Source organism: Bordetella saccharivorans, from assembly GCF_045862855.1.
Taxonomy (GTDB): Bacteria; Pseudomonadota; Gammaproteobacteria; order Burkholderiales; family Burkholderiaceae_B; genus Bordetella_A; species Bordetella_A petrii_F.
On the sequence record NZ_BAAFZO010000001.1, the window covers coordinates 692,819 to 716,334 of the forward strand.

At 68.8% G+C, this 23,516-nt stretch carries 25 protein-coding genes and 1 riboswitch; of the genes, 12 read left to right on the forward strand and 13 right to left on the reverse strand.

From position 1 onward, the window contains the following. Nucleotides 1-110: 110 nt before the first annotated feature. From dsbG to dsbD, 3 genes are read right to left on the reverse strand one after another with little or no spacing between them, the layout of a single operon-like run. Complete coding sequence (dsbG, locus tag ACKTT0_RS03320) at nucleotides 111-884, reverse strand: thiol:disulfide interchange protein DsbG (protein WP_407848107.1); 774 nt, start codon at nucleotides 882-884, stop codon at nucleotides 111-113. A gap of 9 nt (nucleotides 885-893) precedes the next feature. After that, entirely contained in the window at nucleotides 894-1,730 is an 837-nt protein-coding gene (locus tag ACKTT0_RS03325; protein WP_407848109.1) for a prolipoprotein diacylglyceryl transferase family protein, read from the reverse strand. After that, nucleotides 1,727-3,532 (reverse strand): protein-disulfide reductase DsbD, encoded by a 1,806-nt coding sequence (dsbD, locus tag ACKTT0_RS03330; RefSeq protein WP_407848111.1) that lies wholly within the window; start codon nucleotides 3,530-3,532, stop codon nucleotides 1,727-1,729. Before dsbD ends, ACKTT0_RS03325 begins: the two co-directional genes overlap by 4 nt. 148 nt (nucleotides 3,533-3,680) lie before the next feature. Between dsbD and ACKTT0_RS03335 the strand changes: the two genes are divergently transcribed. Together ACKTT0_RS03335 and ACKTT0_RS03340 are read left to right on the forward strand one after the other, a co-directional pair. After that, nucleotides 3,681-4,349, forward strand: coding sequence for a response regulator (locus ACKTT0_RS03335; protein ID WP_407848113.1), 669 nt, complete (start codon nucleotides 3,681-3,683; stop codon nucleotides 4,347-4,349). Continuing rightward, entirely contained in the window at nucleotides 4,346-5,683 is a 1,338-nt protein-coding gene (locus ACKTT0_RS03340; protein ID WP_407848115.1) for an ATP-binding protein, read from the forward strand. Before ACKTT0_RS03335 ends, ACKTT0_RS03340 begins: the two co-directional genes overlap by 4 nt. Before the next feature lie 80 nt (nucleotides 5,684-5,763). On the opposite strand, the gene ACKTT0_RS03345 is transcribed toward ACKTT0_RS03340, so the two are convergent. Beyond that, nucleotides 5,764-6,189: a bleomycin resistance protein gene (locus tag ACKTT0_RS03345; RefSeq protein WP_407848117.1), complete on the reverse strand. Its 426-nt coding sequence runs from the start codon at nucleotides 6,187-6,189 to the stop codon at nucleotides 5,764-5,766. A gap of 115 nt (nucleotides 6,190-6,304) precedes the next feature. After that, nucleotides 6,305-6,476: riboswitch (yybP-ykoY riboswitch) on the forward strand. Between the two features lie 7 nt (nucleotides 6,477-6,483). Between ACKTT0_RS03345 and mntP the strand changes: the two genes are divergently transcribed. The 5 genes from mntP to ACKTT0_RS03370 all read left to right on the forward strand — a co-directional run bounded on the left by mntP (nucleotide 6,484) and on the right by ACKTT0_RS03370 (nucleotide 11,005). Then, on the forward strand, nucleotides 6,484-7,050 hold the full coding sequence (gene mntP / locus ACKTT0_RS03350) for a manganese efflux pump MntP (RefSeq protein ID WP_407848119.1): 567 nt from the start codon (nucleotides 6,484-6,486) through the stop codon (nucleotides 7,048-7,050). An 83-nt stretch (nucleotides 7,051-7,133) separates the two neighbouring features. Further along, nucleotides 7,134-7,679, forward strand: a complete 546-nt coding sequence (locus ACKTT0_RS03355) for an AAA family ATPase (protein WP_407848120.1) — start codon at nucleotides 7,134-7,136, stop codon at nucleotides 7,677-7,679. 188 nt (nucleotides 7,680-7,867) lie between these two features. Further along, entirely contained in the window at nucleotides 7,868-8,155 is a 288-nt protein-coding gene (groES, locus tag ACKTT0_RS03360; RefSeq protein ID WP_012250823.1) for a co-chaperone GroES, read from the forward strand. 31 nt (nucleotides 8,156-8,186) lie between these two features. After that, nucleotides 8,187-9,827, forward strand: coding sequence for a chaperonin GroEL (groL, locus tag ACKTT0_RS03365; protein WP_028352540.1), 1,641 nt, complete (start codon nucleotides 8,187-8,189; stop codon nucleotides 9,825-9,827). Nucleotides 9,828-10,096: 269 nt separating this feature from the next. Continuing rightward, entirely contained in the window at nucleotides 10,097-11,005 is a 909-nt protein-coding gene (locus tag ACKTT0_RS03370; protein ID WP_407848121.1) for a YihY/virulence factor BrkB family protein, read from the forward strand. Here ACKTT0_RS03370 and ACKTT0_RS03375 read toward each other — a convergent pair. The 9 genes from ACKTT0_RS03375 to ACKTT0_RS03415 form a co-directional block, all read right to left on the reverse strand. Then, entirely contained in the window at nucleotides 10,978-11,748 is a 771-nt protein-coding gene (locus tag ACKTT0_RS03375) for an SDR family NAD(P)-dependent oxidoreductase (RefSeq protein ID WP_407848123.1), read from the reverse strand. The two genes, ACKTT0_RS03370 and ACKTT0_RS03375, sit on opposite strands and share 28 nt — an antisense overlap. A gap of 1 nt (nucleotide 11,749) precedes the next feature. Continuing rightward, on the reverse strand, nucleotides 11,750-12,448 hold the full coding sequence (locus ACKTT0_RS03380; protein ID WP_407848124.1) for an ABC transporter ATP-binding protein: 699 nt from the start codon (nucleotides 12,446-12,448) through the stop codon (nucleotides 11,750-11,752). Between the two features lie 15 nt (nucleotides 12,449-12,463). Further along, a complete protein-coding gene (locus tag ACKTT0_RS03385; protein WP_407848126.1) occupies nucleotides 12,464-13,243 on the reverse strand; it encodes an ABC transporter ATP-binding protein in 780 nt (259 codons plus the stop codon). Further along, a complete protein-coding gene (locus ACKTT0_RS03390) occupies nucleotides 13,240-14,235 on the reverse strand; it encodes a branched-chain amino acid ABC transporter permease (protein WP_407848128.1) in 996 nt (331 codons plus the stop codon). The genes ACKTT0_RS03385 and ACKTT0_RS03390 overlap by 4 nt, the downstream gene beginning before the upstream one ends. 19 nt (nucleotides 14,236-14,254) lie before the next feature. Beyond that, nucleotides 14,255-15,175, reverse strand: a complete 921-nt coding sequence (locus ACKTT0_RS03395) for a branched-chain amino acid ABC transporter permease (protein WP_407848130.1) — start codon at nucleotides 15,173-15,175, stop codon at nucleotides 14,255-14,257. A 26-nt stretch (nucleotides 15,176-15,201) separates the two neighbouring features. After that, a complete protein-coding gene (locus tag ACKTT0_RS03400) occupies nucleotides 15,202-16,377 on the reverse strand; it encodes an ABC transporter substrate-binding protein (RefSeq protein WP_407848132.1) in 1,176 nt (391 codons plus the stop codon). Nucleotides 16,378-16,438: 61 nt separating this feature from the next. Continuing rightward, nucleotides 16,439-17,893 carry a 2-hydroxymuconic semialdehyde dehydrogenase gene (locus ACKTT0_RS03405; protein ID WP_407848134.1) on the reverse strand — a complete coding sequence of 485 codons (1,455 nt, stop codon included), beginning with the start codon at nucleotides 17,891-17,893 and terminating at the stop codon, nucleotides 16,439-16,441. Nucleotides 17,894-17,900: 7 nt separating this feature from the next. Further along, a complete protein-coding gene (locus ACKTT0_RS03410) occupies nucleotides 17,901-18,614 on the reverse strand; it encodes a class II aldolase/adducin family protein (RefSeq protein ID WP_407848136.1) in 714 nt (237 codons plus the stop codon). Beyond that, nucleotides 18,611-19,474, reverse strand: a complete 864-nt coding sequence (locus ACKTT0_RS03415) for a VOC family protein (RefSeq protein ID WP_407848137.1) — start codon at nucleotides 19,472-19,474, stop codon at nucleotides 18,611-18,613. Before ACKTT0_RS03415 ends, ACKTT0_RS03410 begins: the two co-directional genes overlap by 4 nt. A 132-nt stretch (nucleotides 19,475-19,606) precedes the next feature. Between ACKTT0_RS03415 and ACKTT0_RS03420 the strand changes: the two genes are divergently transcribed. Genes ACKTT0_RS03420 through ACKTT0_RS03440 form a run of 5 tightly spaced genes read left to right on the forward strand, consistent with a single transcriptional unit; the run spans nucleotide 19,607 to nucleotide 23,516 of the window. After that, on the forward strand, nucleotides 19,607-20,341 hold the full coding sequence (locus ACKTT0_RS03420) for a GntR family transcriptional regulator (protein WP_407848139.1): 735 nt from the start codon (nucleotides 19,607-19,609) through the stop codon (nucleotides 20,339-20,341). Between the two features lie 50 nt (nucleotides 20,342-20,391). Continuing rightward, the gene (locus ACKTT0_RS03425; RefSeq protein WP_407848140.1) at nucleotides 20,392-20,820 is read left to right on the forward strand and encodes a RidA family protein; all 429 of its coding nucleotides are present in this window, start codon (nucleotides 20,392-20,394) and stop codon (nucleotides 20,818-20,820) included. A gap of 48 nt (nucleotides 20,821-20,868) precedes the next feature. Then, the gene (locus tag ACKTT0_RS03430) at nucleotides 20,869-21,402 is read left to right on the forward strand and encodes a 3-hydroxyanthranilate 3,4-dioxygenase (RefSeq protein WP_407848141.1); all 534 of its coding nucleotides are present in this window, start codon (nucleotides 20,869-20,871) and stop codon (nucleotides 21,400-21,402) included. Beyond that, nucleotides 21,399-22,394: an amidohydrolase family protein gene (locus ACKTT0_RS03435; protein WP_407848142.1), complete on the forward strand. Its 996-nt coding sequence runs from the start codon at nucleotides 21,399-21,401 to the stop codon at nucleotides 22,392-22,394. The genes ACKTT0_RS03430 and ACKTT0_RS03435 overlap by 4 nt, the downstream gene beginning before the upstream one ends. A 57-nt stretch (nucleotides 22,395-22,451) precedes the next feature. Continuing rightward, nucleotides 22,452-23,516: a DUF481 domain-containing protein gene (locus ACKTT0_RS03440; RefSeq protein ID WP_407848143.1), complete on the forward strand. Its 1,065-nt coding sequence runs from the start codon at nucleotides 22,452-22,454 to the stop codon at nucleotides 23,514-23,516.

Here is a 23,516-nt window from a genome sequence, read left to right on the forward strand (position 1 = left end):
TACCTCGACAAAAAAAGGGCGCCCCGGGGCGGGGCGACGGATCAGTGCGTATTGTCCACCCGATCGGCGCGCCTGTCTCGGAGCCGGGCCGGCGCGCCCTGGGAAGGCGGTCATCGCGGCCCCAGCACCTCTTCCAGGGCGCCTGGCCGCGGCATGCCGTTGTACTTCCTGAGCGCGCCATTGCCGTCGCGCACCACGATGCCCGGCGTGCCACGGAACCCCATGGACAACATCAGCGTCTGGTTCTGGTCGAGGATGGCCTGGATATCGGCGGGCACGCCGGCCGCCGGCGCAATGCCTCCCTGGTCGAACCTGGCCTCGTTGTCCCGCAGCGCCGCCGAACGGTCGGGCGCGCCGAGTATCGCGGCCGCCTTGGCCGGGCTGTCCTCCTTGATGATGCCCACCAGCAGGTGCCGCAACTGGACTTTCCCCGCCGCCACCCAGGGCCGCGCGGCTTCCCAGAAGCGATGGCAATACGGGCAATTCGCGTCGCTGAAGGTGTAGACGACGCGCGGCGCGTCGGCCTGCCCGTCCAGCACCCAGGTGGCCGATTCCAGTTGCGCCCAGGCCTGGTCGCCAAGCGGCCGGGCGACCAGGTTCTGCAGCGCCGCCTCGTCGAGCGGCTCGCCGTCGGCATCCAGCCGCGTGCCCACGATGGCCTGGCCGTCTTGCAGCACATAGACGGCGATGGGCCGGTCGCCCACCACCCCGGCAAATGCGCGCAGGCCGCCACCCACCTCGAACTCCTGCATGACGGTGAGCCCCTGGGCCTCCAGCGCCCGGACCGCCGCCGGCCTTTCGGCGCCTTCGGCCGGGCCGGCCCCGGCCATCAGCATCACGCTGAGGGCAACGCCGGCAATCAGGCGCGAACGCTGTCGAAACATACTTACTCCTTATTCCTTATCTGTGCGGGGCTCGGGCGACGGCGGAAAGCGGCGCGATAGCGTGTCTTTCAGGCTGGCCATCGAAAGCTCGCCCAAGTGCGTGTCGACCAGGCGCCCCTGTGCATCGAAAAACAGGGTGGTGGGCAGGCCGCGCGACCGCAGCGCCTGCATGGCCTGGGAGGCCGGGTCCAGCAGCACGTTGCGCAGCGCCAGGCCTTCGTCGGCGAGGAAGGCGCGCGCTTGTTGCGCGCTTTCCCCCTGGTTGACCAGCACGAAGGCGACATGCGGGAATTCCGCCTCGGCCTGTTCAAATGCCGGCATCTCGCGGCGGCATGGCGGGCACCAACTGGCCCACAGATTGAGCACCACCGGACGGCCCGCGTAGGCGCCCAGCGATATCGGACGCTGGTCCAGCGTCGCCAACTGCAAGTCGGGCAAAGGCGGGGCCGACCGCTGCGCCAGGTCGAGCACGGCGCCCGCGCAGACCCAGGCCGCCACGCCGGCCACGACACCGGCCAGCAGCGGCCACCTCAAGGCGCGCGCCGCGCGGGTGCGCCACCAGGCGTACGCCAGCGCGGCCGGCACGCCGACCCACCAGGAAAACCCACCGTCGCCGATGGCGATCATGGACATGGGCGCGGCGCGGTACTCCTCCCACCACTGCGCGATGTAGCCCAGGCGGGCCGCCGCCAGCCCCCAGAACGCGGCATCGATCGCCATCGAGCCGGCCGCCCGGTACGGCGCATCCGGCACACGCCGAGCCAGCGCGCGCGCCGTGAACCAGGCCAGCAGCACGGCGCCGGCGACCGTCAGCACATGGATCGAGAACGGCCCTACGCCTGTCATGGCGCGCCTGCCGCATCGAGCCGGTCGAGGAAGCCGCGCGCGCCGATCTCGCCCACGACACGCAGGGCCCGGCGTTCCTCGCCATCCGGGCCCACCAGGATGAGAGTAGGCGGCCCCATGACGCCCCAGCGCTTGAGCAGCGCCTGGTCCACCGCGTCATTGCGCGTGACGTCCGGCCGCAGCACCTGCATGCGCGCCAGCCGGGCCGCGACGGCCGGGTCGCCGAACACCGTGCGCTCGATCACATGGCAGCTGACGCACCAGTCCGCGTAGAAATCGATCAAGGTCCACTGGCCACGTGCGGCCGCCTGCGCCAGGCGCGCATCGACGTCCTGCGCCGATTTGGCGGCGACATAGGCAATGCCGGGGCTCGTGGCGGCCGCCTGGGCAACGCGCAGATGCGCCAGCGGCTGCCACGCCGAGTCGCCGCCGGAGGCGGCGCCGACCAGCATCAACGCCGACCACAAGCCGCCGAGCGCGGCGCCCGAGCGCAAGGCCCAGGCCAGCCGGCGCCGCGCCGCCAGCGCCTGCGCCCAGGCCACCAGGCCGATTGCCACGGACAGCATCCAGGCGCCCCACAGGCCCAGGCCCAGCGCGCCGGGCAGGAAGCGCGCCAGCATCAGCACGGCCATGCCTGCCATCACATACCCGAAAACCACGCGGACCCGCTCCATCCACGCGCCCGGACGCGGCAGGACGCGGGCACCGAACACTGCGATCGCCAATAGCGGCAGCCCCATTCCCAGGCCCAGCGCGAACAGGACCAGCCCGCCGTGCAACGCGCTGCCGGCCTGCCCGATGTAAAGCAGCGCGCCGGCCAGGGGCGCGGTCATGCACGGCCCCACCAACAGCGCCGACAAGAAGCCCAAGCCCGCGGCGCCGGCGACGCTGCCCCCAGGACGCCCCCGCCCCGCGGACGCGACCCGGTCCGCCAGGGCGGCCGGCAGGCGCAGTTCGAAGAGGCCGAACAGCGAACCGGCCAGCGCCAGGAACAGCGCGGCAAAGGCGCCCAGCAGCCAGGGCGACTGCAGCGTGGCCTGGAGATTGGCGCCCGCCAGCCCGGCCGCCACCCCCACCGCCGCATACGTGGCGGCCATGGCCAGGACATAGGCAAGCGACAGCAGGAACGCGCGCCGCGGCCGCGCCTGGCTGCCCACCACCATGGTGGAAACAATGGGGATCATCGGCAGGGTGCAGGGCGTGAACGCCAGCAGCACGCCGAAGCCGAAGAACAGCAGCGCGCCGGCCACCGGCCCCAGCGTTGCGAGCTGGCGCGCCGCCGCCTGGTCCTCGGCGACGCCCAGTGCCGCGGCCGAATCGCCGGCGGCCCGGGGCGGCTGCGCCGTGGCGCCGCCGGGCGACGAGGCGGCCGACAAACTCACCGTCATGGTCTGCGGGGGATAGCACACCCCCGCTTGCGCGCAGCCCTGCCAATGCAGCGTGAGCGGCCCCGCTGCGTCGAGCGGGAAGGCGAGCCGCAAGGCATCGCCCATATAGACCTCGGTATCGCCGAAGAACTCGTCGCGCTTGGGCGTTCCGGCCGGCAGCTCCAGGGTGACGGCGCGGCCTTGCGCATCGACCAGCTGCAACGAATGCCGGTAGACGTAGTAGCCATCCGCGATGCGCCCGCCGACCACGAACTGGTCGTCCTGGCGTCGCACTTGCTCCAGCCTGAACACATCCGCGGCATCGAGGAACTCGGGTTCCCTGTCCCAGGAGAACAGGTCGCCGACCGCCCACGCGTTGCCGACAGCGCTACAAAACACCAATACCAGCGCCAGCGCGCTCCGGTACCAGGACAAATCGCGATCCTCCCAACCAACAATGCCCGCATGATGAACTCGTTCGATTAAGCCAGACTAAATTCCCCTCTCGCGCGCCGCGCCGCCCTGACGCCGCGGGTTTTCTGCCCTAACATTTCCCTTTTGTGTTGCGCGGGGCGAGGCCGGAATGCGGGTGCTGCTGGTGGAAGACGACGAACTGATCGGCCAGGGCATCGTGACCGGCCTGCGCAACCACGGCATCGGCGTGCGCCATGTACGCACGGCCGCCGAGGCGGAAACCGCCCAGAAGGAAGGCATATTCCACGCCCTGGTGCTCGATCTCGGCCTGCCCGATCGCGACGGCATGGAATTCCTCGCGGTGGCGCGGGCCTTCGAACCCGGCTTGCCGGTGTTGATCCTTTCGGCGCGCGACGCGGTCGAACACCGGCTGGCGGGGCTGCATGGCGGCGCGGACGACTACATGGTCAAGCCGTTCGACCTGCGCGAGCTGGCGGCGCGCATCCATGCGCTGGTGCGCCGCACCCAGGGCCGCGCCGCCCAGGTCGTCGCCGCCGGGCCGCTGCGCCTGGAGCCGGACAGCGGCCTGGCCTGGCTCGACGGCGAACCGGTCGCCCTCTCCCGCCGCGAAGTCGACCTGCTGGCGCACCTGGCCAGCGTCGATGGCAGATGGGTGCCCACCGAGGTGCTCAACGAACGTCTCTACGGGCTGGGCGCCGAAGTCGGCAGCAACGCGCTCAACGTGCACATCCACAACATCCGCCGCAAGCTCGGCGCCGAATCCATCGAGACTGCGCGCGGTCTCGGCTACCGCCTGGGCTGGAGGCCCGCGCCATGAGCCTGCGCCTGCGTGCAGTGCTGATCGCGGGGATTGCCCTGGCGGTCCTGTGGGCTGGCGCCGCCGCCTGGATGATGCGCGGCGTGCACGCCAACCTCGACCGCACGCTCGATGGCCGGCTCGCGATGTCGGCCCGCATGGTATCGGGCTTGCTCGAACGCGCCGCGCTGCAGCCCGATGCGGGCAACGCCGGCCTGGCCGAAGCCGTGCGCGTCAGCGGCGGCTCCGGTATCGCCTGCGAAATCCGCTCGCTGCGCGGCGAGGTCCTGGCCCGCACCACCAGCGGCCCGCATTCCGACTTCGAAACCCTGCCGTCGGGCTACAGCACCCGCGAAGTGCGGGGCAACCTGTGGCGCATCTATGTGCTGCGCGCCAATGGCTACCAGATCACGACGGCCGACCGGGTCGACCAGCGCGACACCCTGGTCAATGAGCTGCTGTGCGCGGCCGGCGTGCCGTTCTTGATCGCCCTGTTCGGCGGCCTGGCAGCGCTGTGGATCGGCATCGGGCGCGGGCTGGCCCCGCTGGATGCCCTGCGCCGGCAGCTGCGCGCCAAGGACACGCACGACACCACGCCCATCGCGGTTGACCCCGCGCCGGCCGAATTGCGCCCGGTCCTGGACGCCATGAACGGCCTGCTGGCGCGGCTGGCGCAGACACTGGCCAGCCAGCGCGCCTTTACCGACGCCGCCGCGCACGAACTGCGCACCCCGCTGACCGTCATCGACACGCACCTGCAGGTCGTCCGCCTGACCGAAGGCGAAGAATCGGAAGCCTCTCTGCGCAGCGCCGAGGAAGGCGTACGCCGGTTGCGGCGCACCCTCGACCAGATGATGGCGCTGGCGTGGGCCGAGGCATCCACCGAAGGCGTCGACGGCTGCCCGTCGGTGTGCGCGGCAGTCGAGCACGTGCTGGCGCAGGCGCGCGCCGACGACCGCAAGCGCCTGGCCCTGACGCTCGATGGCCGCGACGCCGCCACCCCGGTCCCCAGGTCGATGCTCGAAGCCGCGCTGCGCAACCTGGTGGACAACGCGCTGCGCTACTCGCCGAAAGACGCCATGGTCGACATCAGCGTGACCTTTGACCACGCAGCGCAGCGCTGCCGCCTGGCCGTGGCGGACCGCGGCCCCGGCCTGGACATGGCGCAGGCCGCCCGGATCGGCAGGCGCTTCTGGCGCGGCGACCAGGGCCGGCAGCGCAAGGACGGCGCGGGGCTGGGGATATCCATCGTGCGCGCCATCATGGAACGCTTCGGCGGCAGCCTGCACTTGCGGCCGCGCGCCGGAGGCGGCCTGGCCGCGGAGCTGGAGATTCCAGTCAGGCCCCAGGCCTGACGGCCAGCAGATACGGACGTACTCCCGCCGGTCATGCCCGCCTGCGCGCCGGCGCGGCAAACCGCCGCCCGCGAAACCGGTCAGGCCGCCCGCTCGCCTATCCTGGCCGAGAAGCGCAACAGATATCCGTCCGGGTCTTGCACCAGGAACTGGCGCACGCCCACCTCGATCGCATCACTGCGGTACCAGCGCTCCTCTTGCTGCCGGTACAACGGCCAGCCAGCGGCCGCGAGCCTTTGCAGCAGCGGCTCGATCGACGCGACCTTGATCTCGAAGTTGATTCCCCGGCCCAGCGGCGCCTCGAGCGGCCCGGTGATCCAGTAAGCATCGCCGCGCCGCTCTTCCAGCATGAATTGCGCGCCATCCAGGTCCAGGTACACAAAGCCCTCGGCCTCGCGGCGATAAGCGATCTCGAAACCGCAGAGGTCCATCCAGAACGCCAGGCTGCGCGACAGGTCGCTGACCAGCAATTCCGGCACCATCCGGGCGCGGCGTAGTTCTTCCATGGTGGTGTGGTCCGTTTTCTTGAGTGCGCCATGATAATGCGCCGCAGGACTCGGCTGTCCGTCGCGCCTGGACAACCCGGCGGCGCGAGCGCGGCGCATGCAGTAATGTAAAATGCGCTTCTTCCTTGGGGAGTAGCCTCCTTTTGTCCATGACAAAGGGCCTGCGTCAACACTCTTGGCCGCCTTGGCCATGGCGCAGGCGGCCCGCTGGGCTTGGCGAGACCATCGGTGCTCCATAGTTTCGCCGGGCGATATGGACGTACCTATGCGATCTCGCCCGGCCGGATACTCCCGATGAATGCGCTTTCCACGATCATCCTTGCTTTCGCCATGTCGACGGACGCCTTCGCGGCGGCCGTCAGCAAGGGCGCGTCCTTGCACAAGCCTCGTTTTGCGGAGGCGCTTCGTACTGGCTTGATCTTCGGCGTGATCGAAGCATTGACGCCAGTCGCGGGCTGGGCGTTGGGCTCGGCGGCCGCCAGGCATGTCGAGGCCTGGGACCACTGGATCGCCTTTGGCATGCTCTGCGTGCTCGGCTTGATGATGATCCGCAATGCCTTCAAGGAAGATGAAGAGGCGGCTTCTCCCGTAGCCCGCCACTCATTCTGGCTGCTCGCGGCGACCGGCTTTGCCACCAGCATCGATGCAATGGCCGTAGGCGTGAGCCTGGCATTCATCGACAACAATATATTCATCACCGCGGTCGCCATCGGCCTTGCGACCTTGCTGATGGTCACGATCGGCGTCATGGTGGGCCGCCTCATTGGCGCCGTCGCCGGCAAGCGTGCCGAAGTGCTCGGTGGCCTGGCCCTGATCGGGATAGGCGCGACCATCCTGTATGAGCACCTATCGGCCGCGTAGCGCCCGACGCCGGGCATCGGGGCACGGAGCCGCCCGGAAGCCGCGCATGAATTGGACTGATCGTACTCAGGTGGGAGTCATTGGTGAACATCGATCGCAGCGGTGAAATCCTCATCCTCACCGGCCCGCCGGGCGCGGGCAAGACAACCACGGCATCCGCCCTGGCAGCCTCGGGCGGATCGTCGAAGGTGCATCTCCATGCAGACGATTTCTGGCGTTTCATAAAGCACGGGGCCATTCAACCGTACCTTCCTGAAGCGCATGCGCAGAACGAGGTCGTGCTCGATGTCCTGGCAAATGCCGCCTCCCGCTACGCCCGGGGCGGTTACTTCGTCATCGTCGACGGCATTGTCGGGCCCTGGTTCCTCGGGGCGTTTGCGGCGCTCAGCCTGCCGGTCCACTACATCGTGCTTCGCCCGCCCCTGCAGGCCGCGATCGAGCGCTGCCGCAACCGCGGCGGCGACACGCTGGCCGACCCCGCGCCCATCACGGCGCTGCACCAGCAGTTCGCCGCGCTCGGCCCGCTCGAGCTACACGTCCTGGCGACCGAAGGCAATGACCGGAAAAGCGTGCTGGCGCGCGTGGCGGCGGCGTTGGAAAGCGAAGGGTTCCGGCTTGGCGGGCAGTGAAACGGGGACAGCTCAAATCCAGTGAGCCCTGCCGCCCCCGCACGAAAATGTAACAACCGGCCCATCCCCCCTTGAACCCGTGGGCATCATCCCTATAATTAGCACTCGCCGCCGGTGAGTGCTAACAGCCCATCCCGGCCTGAAAACCGATCATTTTCACCCTTTCTATATAGAAACAGGAGTTCCTCATGGCCCTGCGTCCCCTGCACGATCGCGTGATCGTCAAACGCCTGGACAACGAGCGCAAGACTGCCTCGGGCATCGTCATCCCCGACAGCGCCGCCGAAAAGCCGGATCAAGGCGAAGTCGTGGCCGTTGGCCCAGGCAAGAAGACCGAAGACGGCAAAGTGCTGCCGGTCGACCTGAAGGCTGGCGACAAGGTGCTGTTCGGCAAGTATGCCGGCCAGTCGGTGAAAGTCGATGGCGAAGAGCTGCTCGTCATCCGCGAGGAAGAAATCCTCGCCGTGATCCAGTAATTTCTGAACGAATTTTCGAAGGAAGCTCACAATGGCTGCCAAGCAAGTCCTGTTCAGCGATGACGCCCGCGTCCGCATCGTCCGCGGCGTGAACGTCCTCGCCAATGCCGTCAAAACCACCCTCGGCCCCAAGGGCCGCAACGTCGTGCTCGAGCGTTCGTTCGGCGCCCCCACCGTCACCAAGGACGGCGTGTCGGTTGCCAAGGAAATCGAACTGAAGGACAAGTTCGAGAACATCGGCGCCCAGCTGGTCAAGGACGTCGCCTCGAAGACCTCGGACAACGCCGGCGACGGCACCACCACCGCCACCGTGCTGGCCCAGGCCATCGTCCAGGAAGGCCTGAAGTACGTTGCCGCCGGCTTCAACCCCATCGACCTCAAGCGCGGCATCGACAAGGCCGTCACCGCCGCCGTGGCTGAACTGGCCAAGCAATCCAAGCCGGTCACCACCAGCAAGGAAATCGCCCAGGTCGGCTCGATCTCCGCCAACAGCGACGAATCGATCGGCAAGATCATCGCCGACGCGATGGACAAGGTCGGCAAGGAAGGCGTCATCACCGTCGAAGACGGCAAGTCGCTGGACAACGAACTGGACGTGGTCGAAGGCATGCAGTTCGACCGCGGCTACCTGTCGCCCTACTTCATCAACAACCCCGACAAGCAAGTCGCCGCGCTGGATGATCCGTACATCCTGATCTTCGACAAGAAGATCAGCAACATCCGCGACCTGCTGCCCGTGCTGGAACAAGTCGCCAAGTCGAGCCGTCCGCTGCTGATCATCGCCGAGGACGTCGAGGGCGAAGCGCTGGCCACCCTGGTGGTGAACAACATCCGCGGCATCCTGAAGACCACCGCCGTCAAGGCGCCCGGCTTCGGCGACCGCCGCAAGGCCATGCTGGAAGACATCGCCATCCTGACGGGCGGCGTGGTCATCTCGGAAGAAACCGGCATGTCGCTGGAAAAGGCCACCCTGCAGGACCTGGGCCAGGCCAAGCGCATCGAAGTGGCCAAGGAAAACACCACCATCATCGACGGCGCTGGCGACAGCAAGTCGATCGAAGCCCGCGTCAAGCAGATCCGCGTCCAGATCGAGGAAGCCACCTCGGACTACGACCGTGAAAAACTGCAAGAGCGCGTGGCCAAGCTGGCCGGCGGTGTTGCCGTGATCCGCGTCGGTGCCGCCACCGAAGTCGAAATGAAGGAAAAGAAGGCCCGCGTCGAAGACGCCCTGCACGCGACCCGTGCGGCGGTGGAAGAAGGCGTGGTGGCCGGCGGCGGCGTGGCGCTGCTGCGCGCCAAGCAAGCCATTGCCGACCTGAAGGGCGACACGGCTGACCAGAACGCCGGCATCAAGCTGATCCTGCGCGCTGTCGAAGAGCCCCTGCGCACCATCGTGACCAACGCCGGCGAAGAAGCCAGCGTGGTGGTGAACAATGTGCTCAACGGCAAGGGCAACTACGGCTACAACGCCGCGACCGGCGAGTACACCGACCTGGTCGAGCAAGGCGTGCTGGATCCCACCAAGGTGACCCGCACCGCCCTGCAGAACGCCGCCTCGGTGGCCAGCCTGCTGCTGACGGCTGAAGCCGCGGTGGTCGAGCTGGTGGAAGACAAGCCCGCTGCTCCCCCCATGCCCGGCGGCATGGGCGGCATGGGCGGCATGGACTTCTAAGTCCAGGCCTACGCCGCTGCAGCCCCGGTACGCCGGGGCGCGCCAGACCGACGCCCCCAAGGGTACGCCCTTGGGGGCGTTTTCTTTTGCGGCGCCCCGGCCGACTGCCCCGTGGCGGCTTCGGTATCAGCCCAAGGTGTCTGACACCCGAAGGGTGTCAGACACCTTCCAATGGACCGGAGCCAGCGGACGGGCACGCCGCTTGCGGATTGTGGCGACCCGAGAGGCCCCCCTACAATGCGAGGGTCCCTGTCCTCACAATGAGCGCCATGACTATCCCGCCCCGCTTGCTGAAGATGCTGCGCCCTTCGGAAATCGCCGGCCTGCTGGTCGAGTCGGCCAAGCAGTGGTCGAACCACCGGGCTTCCAGCAAGGGCGCCGCGCTGTCGCTGTACATGGTGTTCTCGCTGGCGCCCATGCTGATCCTGGTGATCGCGGTGGCCGGCGTTTTCTTCGGCGAAGAGGCGGTGCGCTCGGAGCTGTTCGCGCAGGTGCGCGAGCTGACCGGGGCGCGCGGCGCCGAAGTCATCCAGACGGTGCTGGCCAGCGCGCACGAGTCCGGCGGCGGCTGGATCGCGGCGCTGCTGTCGATTACCGTGCTGGTCTTCAGCGCCACCACCGCGTTCGCCGAGCTGCAGGCCAGCCTGGACGAGCTCTGGGACGCCACCAGCCAGCGCAAGGCCGGCCTGCAGGGGCTGGTGCGCAGCCGCATGGTGTCGTTCGGCCTGGTGCTGGTGCTGGCGATGTTCCTGCTGGTGTCGCTGATGATGAACGCCGCATTGGGCGCGGCCAAGGCCTACTACGGCGATTTGTGGACCCATTCGGCTTTCGCGGTGGTAGCCGGCTGGCTGTCCAACCTGTTCTCGTTCGCGGTGGTCACGGCCCTGTTCGCGGTGGTGTACAAGCTGCTGCCCAGCATCGACATACCCTGGCGCGACGTCATCCCGGGCGCGATCGTAACCGCCGCGCTGTTCCTGGTGGGCAAGTGGGGCATCGGCCTGTACCTGGGCCGCGGCGGCACGGTGTCGGCCTACGGCGCGGCGGGCTCGCTGATCGCGCTGCTGCTGTGGATCTATTACTCCGCGCAGATCTTCTTCTTCGGCGCGGTGTTCACCCGCCAGTTCGCCGAACGCTTCGGCAGCCGCCAGGCTCAGGCGTCCGGCACGGACACGGTGTAGTTCAAGGCCAGGCGGCCGCCGTCGGCGTAGATGGTCTGGCCGGTGATGTAGCTGGCGTCGTCGCTGGCCAGGAACACCGCCACCTTGGCCACTTCCTCCGGCTCGCCCAGGCGGCCCATGGGTATGCGCGACAGCACCGTGCGCAGGGCCTGCGGGTCGGTGGCGATGGTCCGCATGATGTCGGTCTCGATACTGCCCGGGCCAATGGCGTTGACGCGGATGCCGCGCGCCACCAGCGACAGCGCCATCGACTTGGTCATCTGGCGGACCGCGCCCTTGCTGGCGCCGTAGGCGAGCTGGTCGGCCATGGCCAGTTCGGCGGTCATGGACGACATCAGCACGATGGCGCCCTGCCTGCCGCCGCGCACCATGGCGCGCGCGGCCGCCTGGGCCACCAGAAAAGTGCCGCACACGTTGACGTCCATAACGGCCTTGAAGTCGTCCAGCGTCAGGTCCAGGAAGTCGGCGGCGCGTATCATGCCGGCATTGCATACGCAGATGTCCAGCCCGCCCCACAGGCGCTCGCATTCGGCCACCATGGCGGCGGCGGACGGCGCGGCGGCCACGTCGGCGCAGAAGCTGCGCGCCTGGTCGGGCAGGCCTGCCATGGCGGCCTGCAGGGTGGCCTGGTCGCGGTCGACCAGCAGGACGCGCGCACCCTCGTCCAGGTAGCGGCGGGCAATGGCCAGGCCGATGCCGCGGGCGGCGCCGGTGACCAGGGCGACCTTGTCTTGCAGCTTCATTTCAGACTCCCACGTAGGTGGCGACGAGGTCGGGGCGCGCGGCCAGCTCGGCGGAGCTGCCGTCCCATACCGAGACCCCCTTGTCGAGGATGACGTTGCGATCGGACAGGCGCAGCAAGGCGGTGGTGTTCTTGTCCACCACGATCATCGACAGTCCGTCGGCTTTCAGTTGGGCCAGCACGCGCCAGATCTCGGCCCGCACGACCGGGGCCAGCCCCTCGGTGGCTTCGTCGAGCACCAGCAGGCTGGGGTTGGTCATCAGGGCGCGGCCCAGCGCCAGCATCTGCTGTTCGCCGCCCGACAGCTGGGTGCCGAGGTTGGCGCGCCGCTCGCGCAGCCGCGGGAACAGCGCGTAGACGCGTTCCAGGGTCCAGACCCGGGCGCCGCCGCGCGCCACGGCGGTGGCGACCAGGTTTTCTTCGACTGTCAGGGTGGGGAAGATCTGCCGGCCTTCCGGCACCAGCGACAGCCCCAGGCGGCCGATGCGGTACGGCGCCATGCCGCGCAGGGCCTGGTCGCGGTAGTGGATGCTGCCGGCCTGGACAGGCAACAGGCCGAACAGGCATTTGATGACCGTGCTGCGGCCCATGCCGTTGCGGCCGATCAGGCCCAGGACCTGGCCTTCGCGCACCTCCAGGTCGACGCCGAACAGCGCCTGGCAGTGGCCGTAGCCGGCGGTCAGGCCGCGGATGTTCAACATGGCGGGTCCTCCGGATCAGGCGTCGGCGTCGTCGCCCAGGTAGGCGCGGCGCACGTCGGGGTGGTTGCGGATGGCCTCGGCGTCGCCGGTGGCGATCAGCCTGCCGTAGACCAGCACGCTGATGCGGTCGGCCAGGGCGAACACGGCGTTCATGTCGTGCTCGACCAGCACGATGGTGTAGCGGCCTTTCAAGCTGCGCAACAGGTCGATGACGGCGGCGCTCTCGGCGGCGCTCATGCCGGCCATGGGCTCGTCCAGCAGCAAGATGCCCGGCTCCCCGGCCAGGGCCATGGCGATCTCGAGCTGGCGGCGCTGGCCGTAGGCCAGGCTGCCCACTTCGCTGTCGGCCACGTCCTGCAGCCGGCAGGCCGCCAAGGCCTGCCGCGCCGCGTCGACCACGTCCTGGCAGGCGGCCAGCGGCCGCCACGGCGACAGGCGCCGGCGGCGCTTGCGCAGCGCGGCCAGGCAGGCGTTCTCCAGCACGGTATAGCCATCGAACACCGAGGTCACCTGGTACGAGCGCAGCAAGCCGAGCGCCACCCGCTGCTGCACCGTCGCGGCCGAGATGTCGACCCCGTCGAGCCGCACCGCGCCGGCGTCGGCGCGCAACTCGCCCGACAGCAGGTTGATCAGCGTGGTCTTGCCCGCGCCGTTGGGGCCGATCAGCGCATGCAGCTCGCCCGGGCGGACCTCCAGCGATACGCCGTCGGTAGCCTTGAGGCCGCCGAAGCTGCGCGACAGGCCCTGGGTGGCGAGATGGCGCGCGCGCGGCGCCGGCAGGATGGCCGCCGTCATGCCGAGGCCTCCTTGCGCAGCGGGTCGGCGCGTGGCGGGGGATCGCCGGCCGCGGCCGGCGGCCGGCGGCGCGGCAGCGCCACATAGCCGTTGCGCGCCAGCATGGCGATCGCCACCACGACCGGCCCCATCAGCAGCATCCAGTGCTGGGTCATGCCCTTGAACAGCTCCTCCAGCAGCAGGTAGCCGATCGCCCCGACCACCGGACCCAGCACGTTGCCCAATCCGCCGATCACCACCATGACGATCAGCTCGCCCGAGACCGGCCAGGACATGTAGCTGGGCGAGGCGAAGGCCGTGAGGTTGGCCAGCAGCAGGCCGGCCACCCCGGTCAGCACGCCGGAAGCGACGTAGGCGGTCAGGCGCACGCGGAACACGGAATAGCCCAGGGCATCGACACGGCGCGTATTGACCTGGGTGGCGCGCAGGATCATGCCGAAGGGCGAGCGCCGCAGCCGCAGCATGCCCAGGCACGCGGCCAGCAGCAACGCCCAGGCGGCCCAATAGACCGGCAGGCTACCGCCCAGGTCGAACAGGCCGAAGTCGCTGCCTTCGTAGATGTTCAGGCCGTCGTCGCCGCCATACTCGCGCAGGCTGACCGCCAGGAAGTAGAACATCTGGGCGAACGCCAGCGTGATCATGATGAAACCGATGCCGGAAGTGCGCAGGCACACGGCTCCGACCGCCAGGGCGACCAGCGCGCAGACAGCCACGCAGACCGCCAGCTGCATCCAGCCGCTGGCGATGCCGTAGTACGACAGGATGCCCACCGCATAGCAGCCCAGGCCCAGGAACATGGCATGGCCGAAGCTGACCAGCCCGGCGAATCCCAGCACCAGGTTCAGGGCCACGGCCGCCAGCGCGTAGATCAGCACGCGGGCGCCGAAGGTGACGTAGAAGGGTTCATCGAGCCACTGCGCGGCCAGCGGCACGGCCGCCAAGACCAGGAACAGCAGCGGCAGGAACCATGGCGCGGTGCGGTGTGATGGCATGGTGGACTCCCCGGCGAGCTCAGCGCCGCGCGGCAAAGATCAGGCCGTGCGGGCGGAACGCCAGCACCACGGCCATCAGGATGTAGATCAGCATCGATGCCAGCGCCGGCCCGACCGCGTTGGCGACTGAACTGTCGAACGCGCTGCGCAGCAGGTCCGGCAGGAAGGCGCGGCCCAGCGTGTCGATCATGGCGATGAGCAGCGCCGCCACCAGGGTGCCGCGCACGGAACCGATGCCGCCCACCACGATGACCACCAGGGCCAGGATCAGCACCGGCTCGCCCATGCCCGACTGCACCGACAGGATCGGCCCGGCCAGCGCGCCGGCCAGGCCCGCCAGCGCCGCGCCCAGCAGGAACAGCAGCGTCTTGAGCAGGTCCACGTTGGCGCCCAGCACGCTGGCCATCGGCGCATTGCTGGCGCCGGCCCGGATCAGCATGCCGAAGCGGGTGCGCTGGATCAGGAACCACGCCCCGGCGGCGACCAGCGCGCCCACGCCCACGATGAGCAGGCGGTAGACCGGGTAGTCGGTGCCGAACACCGCCACCGAGCCGCGCAGCGCCGGCGGAATGGCGGCATAGTACGGACGGCTGCCCCAGATCACCGAGGCCAGCTCGTTGAAGAACATCATCAGCCCGAATGTAGCGAGCACCTGGTAGAGATGGTCGTGACGGTATAGCGGTCGCGCCACGACGCGCTCGAGGGCCACGCCCACCAGTCCGCTGCCGCACACGGCGGCCAGGATGGCGAAGCCGAACGAGCCGCTGGCGTTGTACGCGCTGGCGCCCAGGAACGCGCCGATCATGTACAGCGAGCCATGGGCCAGGTTGATGAAGTTCATGATGCCGAAGATCAACGTCAAGCCCGAGGCCAGCAGGAATAGCAGCGCGCCCAGTTGCAGGCCATTGAGGAATTGCGACAGCAGCAGCGATCCGTTCATGAGGAAACTCCGAGGGCGGGCGGCGCCTATTTCATCTTGCAATCGGCGGCGTAGGCATCCTTGTGATCCGTGAAGACGGTGGCCAGCTGCTTCACGCCGACGCCGCCCGCTTCTTTCACTACCTGGTAGGCGTAGAAGTTCTGGACCGGCATGTTGTTGGTGTTGAAGGCGAACTTGCCACGCACCGACGGGAAGGTCGCGCCGGCGGCCTTGACCGCGGCGGCCAGCGCCTTGCTGTCGCCCAGCTTGCCATCCAGCTTGCGCACCGCCTCGTCCAGCAGGAACGCGGCGTCGTAGCCGGCCGCCGCGTATTCGGACGGCAGGCGGCCGTACTTGGCCTGGAAGGTCTCGACGAACTTGCGGTTCTTGGGGTTGTCCAGCGTGGTGGCCCATGGCGTGCCATAGATGGCGCCCACGGCCTGTTCCTTCAGCGCGGCCAGGGTATTGGAATCGATCAGGCTTTCCGAGAAGAACGGCAGCTTCTCCATCAGGCCGGCCTGGCGCAGCTGCCGCACGAAGTTCACGCCTACGCCGCCGGTGTAGAACACGAACAGCGCATCGGGGCTGGCGGCGCTCATGCGCGAGATCTCCGCCGAATAATCGAGCTGACCCAATTGGGTGTAGATCTCGTCGGCCGGCTCGGCGCCGTAGAAGCGCTTGAAGCCGGCCAGCTTGTCCTTGCCGGCCTGGTAGTTCGACGACATGAGGTAGGCGCGCCGGTAGCCCTGGTCCTTGACGTACTGCCCCATCGCCTCGGACATGCTGTCGTTCTGCCAGCCCAGCACGAACAGGTTCGGCAGGCACATGCGGCCGGCGATGGGCGCCGGCCCGGCATTGGTGGAAATCGCCACCACGCCGGAATCCTTGATACGCCGCAGTTCCGCCATCAGCACGTTGGAAAAGCCCAGGCCGACCACCGCGTCGACCTTGTCGCGCTCGATGAACTTCTGCACGATCTGCGCGCCCACGTCCGGCTTGAGCTGATCGTCCTCGCGCAGCACCACGGCCTTCTGCCCGCCCAGGCTGCCGCCCAGTTGCTCGATGCCCAGCATCAGGCCGTCGTACTGGTCCTGCCCCAGCGCGGCCTGCGGGCCGGACAACACGCCCGAAAAGCCAATGGTAATGTCGGCCCGCGCGGCGCCCGCGCCGGCCAGCGTCGCGGCCGCGGCCAGGGCGGCCAGCCCTCTTGCGAATACTTGCATGCCTGTCTCCTTGTAGGCGGGGCGACCCGTTCTGCGCGGGCCGGCCCCGATGTCGGCCCTGTCAGAGCTTGACGCAGACGTTGCGCAGCTCGGTGTAGAACTCCAGCGAATGCACGCCGCCCTCGCGCCCGATGCCCGACTGCCTGGCGCCGCCGAACGCGGTGCGCAGGTCGCGCAGGAACCACGAATTGACCCAGCAGATGCCCACGTTGAGGGCCTTGCCCAGGCGATGGGCAGTGCCGACATTGCTGGTCCAGACCGTGGCGGCCAGGCCGTAGGGCGTGGCATTGGCCAGGGCAACGGCTTCTTCTTCGGTGTCGAACGGGGCAATGTGGCAGCACGGCCCGAAGATCTCCTCGCGGATCACGCGCGAGGACTCCGGCAAGCCGGTCCAGACGGTCGGCTGCACCCAGGCTCCCTCGGCCAGCGCGCCCGGCATGTCGGGCACGCCGCCGCCGGCCACCACCGTGGCGCCGTCGTCGCGGGCGTACTGGTAGTAGCGCAGCACTTTTTCGCGATGGCGCAACGAGATCAGCGGCCCCAGGTCGACGCCCGGATCGCGCGGCCGGCCCAGGCGGTAGGCGCGCGCCCGTTCGCCCAGCGCGGCGACGAAGCGTTCGAAGATCGGCCGCTGCACATACACGCGCTCGGTGCCCAGGCACACCTGCCCGGTATTGTCGAAGGCGGCGCGCGCGATGCCGGCCACTGCCTTGTCGAAGTCGGCGTCGGCGAACACGATGCCGGGGTTCTTGCCGCCCAGCTCAAACGACACCGGCCGCACGCCGCGCGCGGCGGCCTGCATGATGGCCTCGCCGGTGCGGGTCTCGCCGGTGAAGGTGATGCCGTCCACCTCCGGATGGCGCGTCAGCAGTTCGCCGGCCGAGTCCGGCCCGAAGCCGTGGACGACGTTGTAGACGCCGTGCGGCACGCCGGCCTCGTTCATGACCTCGCCCAGCAGCGTGGCGGTGCCCGGCGTGTCTTCCGACGGCTTGACCACGACGGTGTTGCCGCAGGCCAGGGCCGGCCCGACTTTCCAGGTCATGAGCAATAGCGGCAGGTTCCATGGGCAGATCACGCCGATCACGCCACGCGGCACCCGCACGGCGTAGTTCAGCGCATGGCCATGGTCGGGCGTGTCCATCTCGAAGCTCTCGTTGGGCACGTTGCGGATCAGGTCGGCGAATATCTTGAAATTGGCCGCGCCGCGCGGAATATCGAGATGGCTGGCCAGCCCGTAGGGCTTGCCGGTGTCGGCGATCTCGGCATCGACGAAATCGTCGAAGCGCTTGTCGATGCCGTCGGCCACCGCGTGCAGCAGTTCGGCGCGCTGCTGCGCCTTCAGGCCGGCCCACGGGCCGGACAGCGCGGCGCGCGCCGCCGCCACCGCGGCGTCCACCTCGGCCGCGCCGGCTTCATGCACCTGTCCGATCAGACGGTTGTCGACGGGATCCCGGTTGTCGAAAGTCTTGCCGGTGGCCACCCACTGGCCATTGATGAAGTTGCGGAACTCGGTCATGTCGTCCTCAGTCGGCGCCGCCGGCGCCGGCGTATTCCGGGTCGCCGTCGGCCAGGTATTCCCACATGCGCTCGTAGATGCGGCCGGTGCCCACCGCCCGCTCGCGCGCCTGCGCCTCGTCCAGCCGCGGCGCGCCGTCGGCCAGCCCGGCGGCGCGCAACTGCCATTCGATGCGCGCGGCATCCTCCAGGTACCAGGTCAGCACCACTGCCTGCGGCAGCGTCGGCGCCACCACCACCGCGCCGTTGCCTCGCATGACCACGGCCGCGGCCTCGCCCAGCGCGCGCGCCACGCCCAGCGCCTGCGCGTCGCTGCGCACCAGCAGCGGGTCGTCCCACAGCGGCACCGCGGGCCAGAAGTACGAACCCATGCCATGGCGCGGCGCGGGGGTGACGCGGGCGGCCGACAGCGCCATCACCGTGGGCGGCATGGTGCGCGCCACGCCGCCGACCTCAGGGCGGGCACGGTAGATCTGCTGGTGGATGCGCACCTCGCCCAGCACGCCGGCCGGCAGCTCGCCATGCACCGGCACCACCGCCCCGGGTTCGTCCGGCGCGATCAGGCCCATGGGACGGGCGGCGCACACCAGGAAATGACCGGCGTCCAGGCGCAGGCTGCAATGGCCATAGGCGTGCGCCAGCCCGGCCCGCGCCAGGGCGCGCGCCGCCACGCGCACGCGCGCCTGCTCGCCAGCGGTCGGAATCGCGGCCGCCGCGCTCATGACTTGAATTCCGGGATGTCGGGACGCGCGCCCCACATGCAGAATGACGCGGGCACCGCCGGGAACTGCCGCGGCCGGTAGGTCTTCTCGTCCTCGGCGGTGATCAGTCGCACGCCGCACGAGTACTCGTAGATCATGCCGTCGGGTCCCTCGAAGTACAGGAACATGGCTCCCGAGGTGGGGTGGCGGCCGGGGCCGAATTTGATCGGGATCTTGCGTTCCTGCAACAGGTACCAGGCGCGCATGATGTCGTCGATGCTCTCGACCTGGTGGTTGATGTGCTGCACGCCGGGATGGGCGGACGGGAACAGCGCGATCTTGTGATGGACTTCGTCGATGCGCAGCAAAGGGGCATCGCCGATGCGGTCGCTGACGCGCGCGGACAACAGGCCGGTCCAGAAGGCCTCGTCGCGGCGCGCGTCGAGCGTGCGCAGGCCGATGTGGCTGAAGCCGGTGATGCCGGCGTCGCGCGACGGGAAATAGCGGCGGCCGCTATGGTGCGGCGCATAGACCAGCTCGATGCGATTGCCGGACGGGTCGGTGAACTGCAGCAAATCCTGCACGTGGCGCTGCTCGGCCGCCTGGCGCGTGCCGCGCGCGACCTGGTAGCCGCTGCGCTCCAGCACGGCGCCGGCCCGCTCCAGTTCGTCGAGCGAATCCACTTCAAAGGCCGCCGTATGGTCGCGCGGATCGCCTTCGAAATAGCACAGCGTGTGGTCGCGTCCGTCGGAGCGGAAATAGACCGACTTGCCTTCCTTGCGGGCGACTTCCAGGCCCAGCACCTCGGTCGCGTAGCGCGCCGCGGCCGCCAGATCGCGAGTACCCAGCCGGACATACCGGATGTCATGTAGCCGTATCACTGCTTGTCTCCTGGAGCGCCTGGCCATTGGAAGGGAAAGCAAGGGCGACGCTTTTTTCTACGATAAGCAGCAAAAATCTCGGAGTCAATAAATTTTATCGAGATTTTTTCCAAGCGGTGCTACAGTACGCCCATGGCCGATAACGTCTCGCTTCCGTCGCTCGCGCATGCCGCCGCGCCCAACACGCTGGTGGGGACGGCTTACGTCAACCTGCGGCGCGACATCATCGAAGGCAGGCACCCGCCCGGCTCGCGCCTGCGCGTCGAGCACCTGAAGGACGACTATGGCGTGGGCGCCGGCACCTTGCGCGAGGCGCTGGCACTGCTGGTGTCGGACGCCCTGGTCACCTCGCACGGGCAGCGCGGCTTTCACGTCACGCCGATTTCGCTGCACGATTTCCGCGACATCACCGAAAACCGCGTGCTGCTCGAAACCGAAGCGCTGCGCCAGTCCATCGAACTGGGCGACGACGACTGGGAAAGCCGCGTCCTCGCGGCGTTCCACCGGCTCGGCAAGGCCGAGCAGCGCCTGGCCGGCGACCCCACCGCCGGATTCGAGGAATGGGAGCGCCGCAATCGCGAATTCCACCGCGAACTGATCAGCGCCTGTCCGTCGCGCTGGATGCACCACTTCCTGGGCATCCTGTACCAGCAGGCCGAACGCTACCGGCGCCTGACGATCACCCGGCGTCCCATCGCGCGCGACCTGCACGACGAACACCGGAGCATCGTGGACGCCACGCTGGCGCGCGACGCGCAAGCCGCCTGCGCCCTGCTGGCCAGCCACATCCGCCTCACCTACGAAGCGGTGGCGCACCTGCCGCCGGAACTCTTTTCGCCCACCCCGCAGTCCGGCGCAGACACTTGAGGCGCGCCCCGCGCCCGGCCGGTCGACGGATTGCCGACAAGGAAGACCCGATGAGCCGCGATTCCACCCACGCCACCGTTGTCGCCGGCAAGGCCACGCCGCGCGGCAAGTATCCGCACCTCAAGCGCGCCGGCGACCTGCTGTTCGTCTCCGGCACCAGCGCGCGCCTGCCGGACAACCGCATCGCCGGGGCCACGGTCGACGCCATGGGCACCACCAGCCTCGATATCCGCGCGCAGACCCGCGCGGTCATCGAGAATATCCGCGACATCCTGGCCAGCGCCGGCGCGACGCTGGCGGACCTGGTGGAGATCAGCGCCTTCCTGGTCAACATGAACGACTTCGGCGGATACAACGAGGTCTACGGCGAGTACTTCGACGCCGGCGGCCCGGCCCGCACCACAGTGGCGGTGCACCAGCTGCCCCACCCTCACCTGCTCATCGAAATCAAGGCGGTGGCCTACAAGCCCGCCGCCTGATGCCATATTTCGAGCCGTGGCGCCGGCCACGGCCACACGGAGACGCCGATGCTCGCCTACGGTACACCCCTGAATTTTGGCCGCTGGATAGACGATCACGCCCACCTGTTGAAGCCGCCCGTGGGCAACCAGCAGATCTGGCAGGACAGCGATTTCATCGTCACCGTGGTGGGCGGGCCGAACCACCGCACCGACTACCACGACGATCCGCTGGAGGAATTCTTCTATCAGCTGCGCGGCAATGCCTGGCTGAGCCTGTGGATCGACGGCAGGGAGGAACGCGTCGACCTGAAGGAAGGCGACATCTTCCTGCTGCCCCCGCACGTGCGCCATTCCCCTCAGCGCCCGGAGGCGGGCAGCGCCTGCCTGGTCATCGAACGGCAACGCCCGCCCGGCCTGCGTGACGGCTTCGAATGGTACTGCCTGGATTGCGGCGGCCTGGTACACCGGGTCGAGGTGCAGCTCAAGAGCATTGTGACCGACCTGCCGCCGCTGTTCGAAGCCTTCTATACCAGTGAAGCCAGGCGCACCTGCCCGCATTGCGGTCGGCTGCATCCCGGCAAGGAGCGTCCCGCATCATGATCCGCAAAATCGATATGCACGCGCACTTCTTCCCGCCCATAACGCGGCAGGAAGCGGCCGCGCTGGACCCGCTGGATGCGCCCTGGCTGCGCCTGGACGGCGACGGCAGCGGGCAGATCATGGCCGGCGAGCGGCCGTTCCGCCCGGTCGACGCCACGCTGTGGGACCCGGCCCTGCGCCTGGCGCAGATGGACCGGCACGGCGTGGACATGCAGATCCTGTGCGCCACGCCGGTGATGTTCGGCTATCGCTACCCCGCCCAGCCGGCGGCGCAATGGGCGGCGCGCATGAACGACCTGGCCCTGGCGCATTGCGCCCACGCGCCGGACCGCCTCAAGGCGCTGGCGCAGGTGCCGCTGCAGGATCTGGAACTGGCATGCCGCGAAGCCTCGCGCGCCCGCGCGGCCGGCCATCTGGGCGTGCAGATCGGCAACCACGTAGGCGCGCGCGACCTGGACGACGACGCCCTGGTGCAGTTCCTGATCCACTGCGCCAACGAACATATCCCGGTGCTGGTGCATCCCTGGGACATGATGACCGATGGCCGCATGAAACGCTGGATGCTGCCGTGGCTGGTCGCCATGCCGGCCGAGACTCAGTTGGGCATCCTGTCGCTGATCCTGTCTGGCGCCTTCGAGCGCATCCCGCGCAGCCTGAAGCTGTGCTTCGCCCATGGCGGCGGCAGCTTCGCGTTCCTGCTGGGACGGGTCGACAATGCCTGGCGGCACCGCGACATCATCCGCCAGGACTGCCCTCGATTGCCGTCGTCGTATACCGACCGCTTCTACGTCGACAGCGCGGTGTTCGACGCGCGCTCGCTGCGCCTGCTGGTCGACGTGATGGGCGAGGACCGCGTGTTGCTCGGGTCCGACTACCCCTACCCGCTGGGCGAACAGGAAGTGGGCCGGCTGGTCGCGACGGCCGGCCTGGAGGACAGCGCAGTGCGGAAAATCCAGTGCGACAACACCCTGGCGTTCTTCGGGCTGCAGTAGCGCGGCGCGGCGCGCGGAGGCTAGGATGGAGGCTTGTTGCTCCATCGATTGCCCGCCATGCCGCGACTCATTTCCCTGCCCCTTGCCTCCCTCGCGCGCCGCTGGCGCCTCGCCGCGCTCATACTGGCGCTGGCGGTGGCGCCGGCCTGCGCCGACACGGTCTGGCTGAATAACGGCGACCGCCTGACCGGCACCATCAAGTCGCTGGACGGCGGCAAGCTGCTGATCCACACCGATTACGGCGGCGACGTGCGCATCGCCTTCGAGCACGTCAAGACCCTGCAAAGCGATACGCCGCTGGTGATACGCGATGAATCCCTGGCGCACGACTATCGCGCCAGGCTGGCGGGCGGGCCACCCGGCACGGTGGTGCTCGAAGGCGTGGAGCGCGGCCCGGCGGGCGCCCAGCCGGTGCGGGCCGACGTGCCCCTGGCAGCGGTGGAGAGCATCGTGCGGCCGCACCCGTTCCTGAACGAAACCGCCGTGACCGGCCGCGTGGACCTGGCCGCCACCCGCAAGAACGCCTCGACGCAGACCCAGGACTACTCCATGGCGCTGGACACGACCGTGCGCCGTGCGCTGTGGCGCCACCGCTTCACCGGCTCGTACCTGCGCAGCAAGGACGACCACAGCGTCAGCAATCACAACTACGGGCTGGACTACACGCTGGACCGCTTCCTGACGGAAAAAGCCTTCTGGCAGGTACGGGCCATGCACCGGCGCGACTGGGTGGAAGACCTGGACCGCCAGACCGCCTACGGCACCGGGCCCGGCTACCAGTTCTGGGATAACGAGCTGGGCGCCTTCTCGCTGTCGGCCCTGGTCGGACGGGTGCACTACGGCTATCGCGACGGCGGCAGCGACAATGCCTACGCCGGCAGCCTGCGCTGGGACTACGTGCGCTACTTCAGCGGCAAGCAGTTCGAGCTGTTCACCAAGGGCGAACTGCTGCGCCCGTTCGACAGCGAGGCCGAGATGGCGATTACCGGCGAGGCCGGCCTGCGCTACAACCTCAACAGCTGGATGTCGCTGTACCTGAAATACGCGCGCAACCAGGTCAGCAGCTCGCGCGAGAGCCTGAATGAATCGATCTACAGCACCGGGGTCGGCGTGAAGTGGTAG

Bases quoted from the DNA above. Each gene is read 5' to 3' on its own strand.
- dsbG (WP_407848107.1), bottom strand. From the start codon at position 884: ATGTTTCGACAGCGTTCGCGCCTGATTGCCGGCGTTGCCCTCAGCGTG.
- ACKTT0_RS03325 (WP_407848109.1), bottom strand. From the start codon at position 1,730: ATGACAGGCGTAGGGCCGTTCTCGATCCATGTGCTGACGGTCGCCGGC.
- ACKTT0_RS03335 (WP_407848113.1), top strand. From the start codon at position 3,681: ATGCGGGTGCTGCTGGTGGAAGACGACGAACTGATCGGCCAGGGCATC.
- ACKTT0_RS03340 (WP_407848115.1), top strand. From the start codon at position 4,346: ATGAGCCTGCGCCTGCGTGCAGTGCTGATCGCGGGGATTGCCCTGGCG.
- ACKTT0_RS03345 (WP_407848117.1), bottom strand. From the start codon at position 6,189: ATGGAAGAACTACGCCGCGCCCGGATGGTGCCGGAATTGCTGGTCAGC.
- mntP (WP_407848119.1), top strand. From the start codon at position 6,484: ATGAATGCGCTTTCCACGATCATCCTTGCTTTCGCCATGTCGACGGAC.
- groES (WP_012250823.1), top strand. From the start codon at position 7,868: ATGGCCCTGCGTCCCCTGCACGATCGCGTGATCGTCAAACGCCTGGAC.
- groL (WP_028352540.1), top strand. From the start codon at position 8,187: ATGGCTGCCAAGCAAGTCCTGTTCAGCGATGACGCCCGCGTCCGCATC.
- ACKTT0_RS03370 (WP_407848121.1), top strand. From the start codon at position 10,097: ATGACTATCCCGCCCCGCTTGCTGAAGATGCTGCGCCCTTCGGAAATC.
- ACKTT0_RS03375 (WP_407848123.1), bottom strand. From the start codon at position 11,748: ATGAAGCTGCAAGACAAGGTCGCCCTGGTCACCGGCGCCGCCCGCGGC.
- ACKTT0_RS03380 (WP_407848124.1), bottom strand. From the start codon at position 12,448: ATGTTGAACATCCGCGGCCTGACCGCCGGCTACGGCCACTGCCAGGCG.
- ACKTT0_RS03385 (WP_407848126.1), bottom strand. From the start codon at position 13,243: ATGACGGCGGCCATCCTGCCGGCGCCGCGCGCGCGCCATCTCGCCACC.
- ACKTT0_RS03390 (WP_407848128.1), bottom strand. From the start codon at position 14,235: ATGCCATCACACCGCACCGCGCCATGGTTCCTGCCGCTGCTGTTCCTG.
- ACKTT0_RS03395 (WP_407848130.1), bottom strand. From the start codon at position 15,175: ATGAACGGATCGCTGCTGCTGTCGCAATTCCTCAATGGCCTGCAACTG.
- ACKTT0_RS03400 (WP_407848132.1), bottom strand. From the start codon at position 16,377: ATGCAAGTATTCGCAAGAGGGCTGGCCGCCCTGGCCGCGGCCGCGACG.
- ACKTT0_RS03405 (WP_407848134.1), bottom strand. From the start codon at position 17,893: ATGACCGAGTTCCGCAACTTCATCAATGGCCAGTGGGTGGCCACCGGC.
- ACKTT0_RS03410 (WP_407848136.1), bottom strand. From the start codon at position 18,614: ATGAGCGCGGCGGCCGCGATTCCGACCGCTGGCGAGCAGGCGCGCGTG.
- ACKTT0_RS03420 (WP_407848139.1), top strand. From the start codon at position 19,607: ATGGCCGATAACGTCTCGCTTCCGTCGCTCGCGCATGCCGCCGCGCCC.
- ACKTT0_RS03425 (WP_407848140.1), top strand. From the start codon at position 20,392: ATGAGCCGCGATTCCACCCACGCCACCGTTGTCGCCGGCAAGGCCACG.
- ACKTT0_RS03430 (WP_407848141.1), top strand. From the start codon at position 20,869: ATGCTCGCCTACGGTACACCCCTGAATTTTGGCCGCTGGATAGACGAT.
- ACKTT0_RS03435 (WP_407848142.1), top strand. From the start codon at position 21,399: ATGATCCGCAAAATCGATATGCACGCGCACTTCTTCCCGCCCATAACG.
- ACKTT0_RS03440 (WP_407848143.1), top strand. From the start codon at position 22,452: ATGCCGCGACTCATTTCCCTGCCCCTTGCCTCCCTCGCGCGCCGCTGG.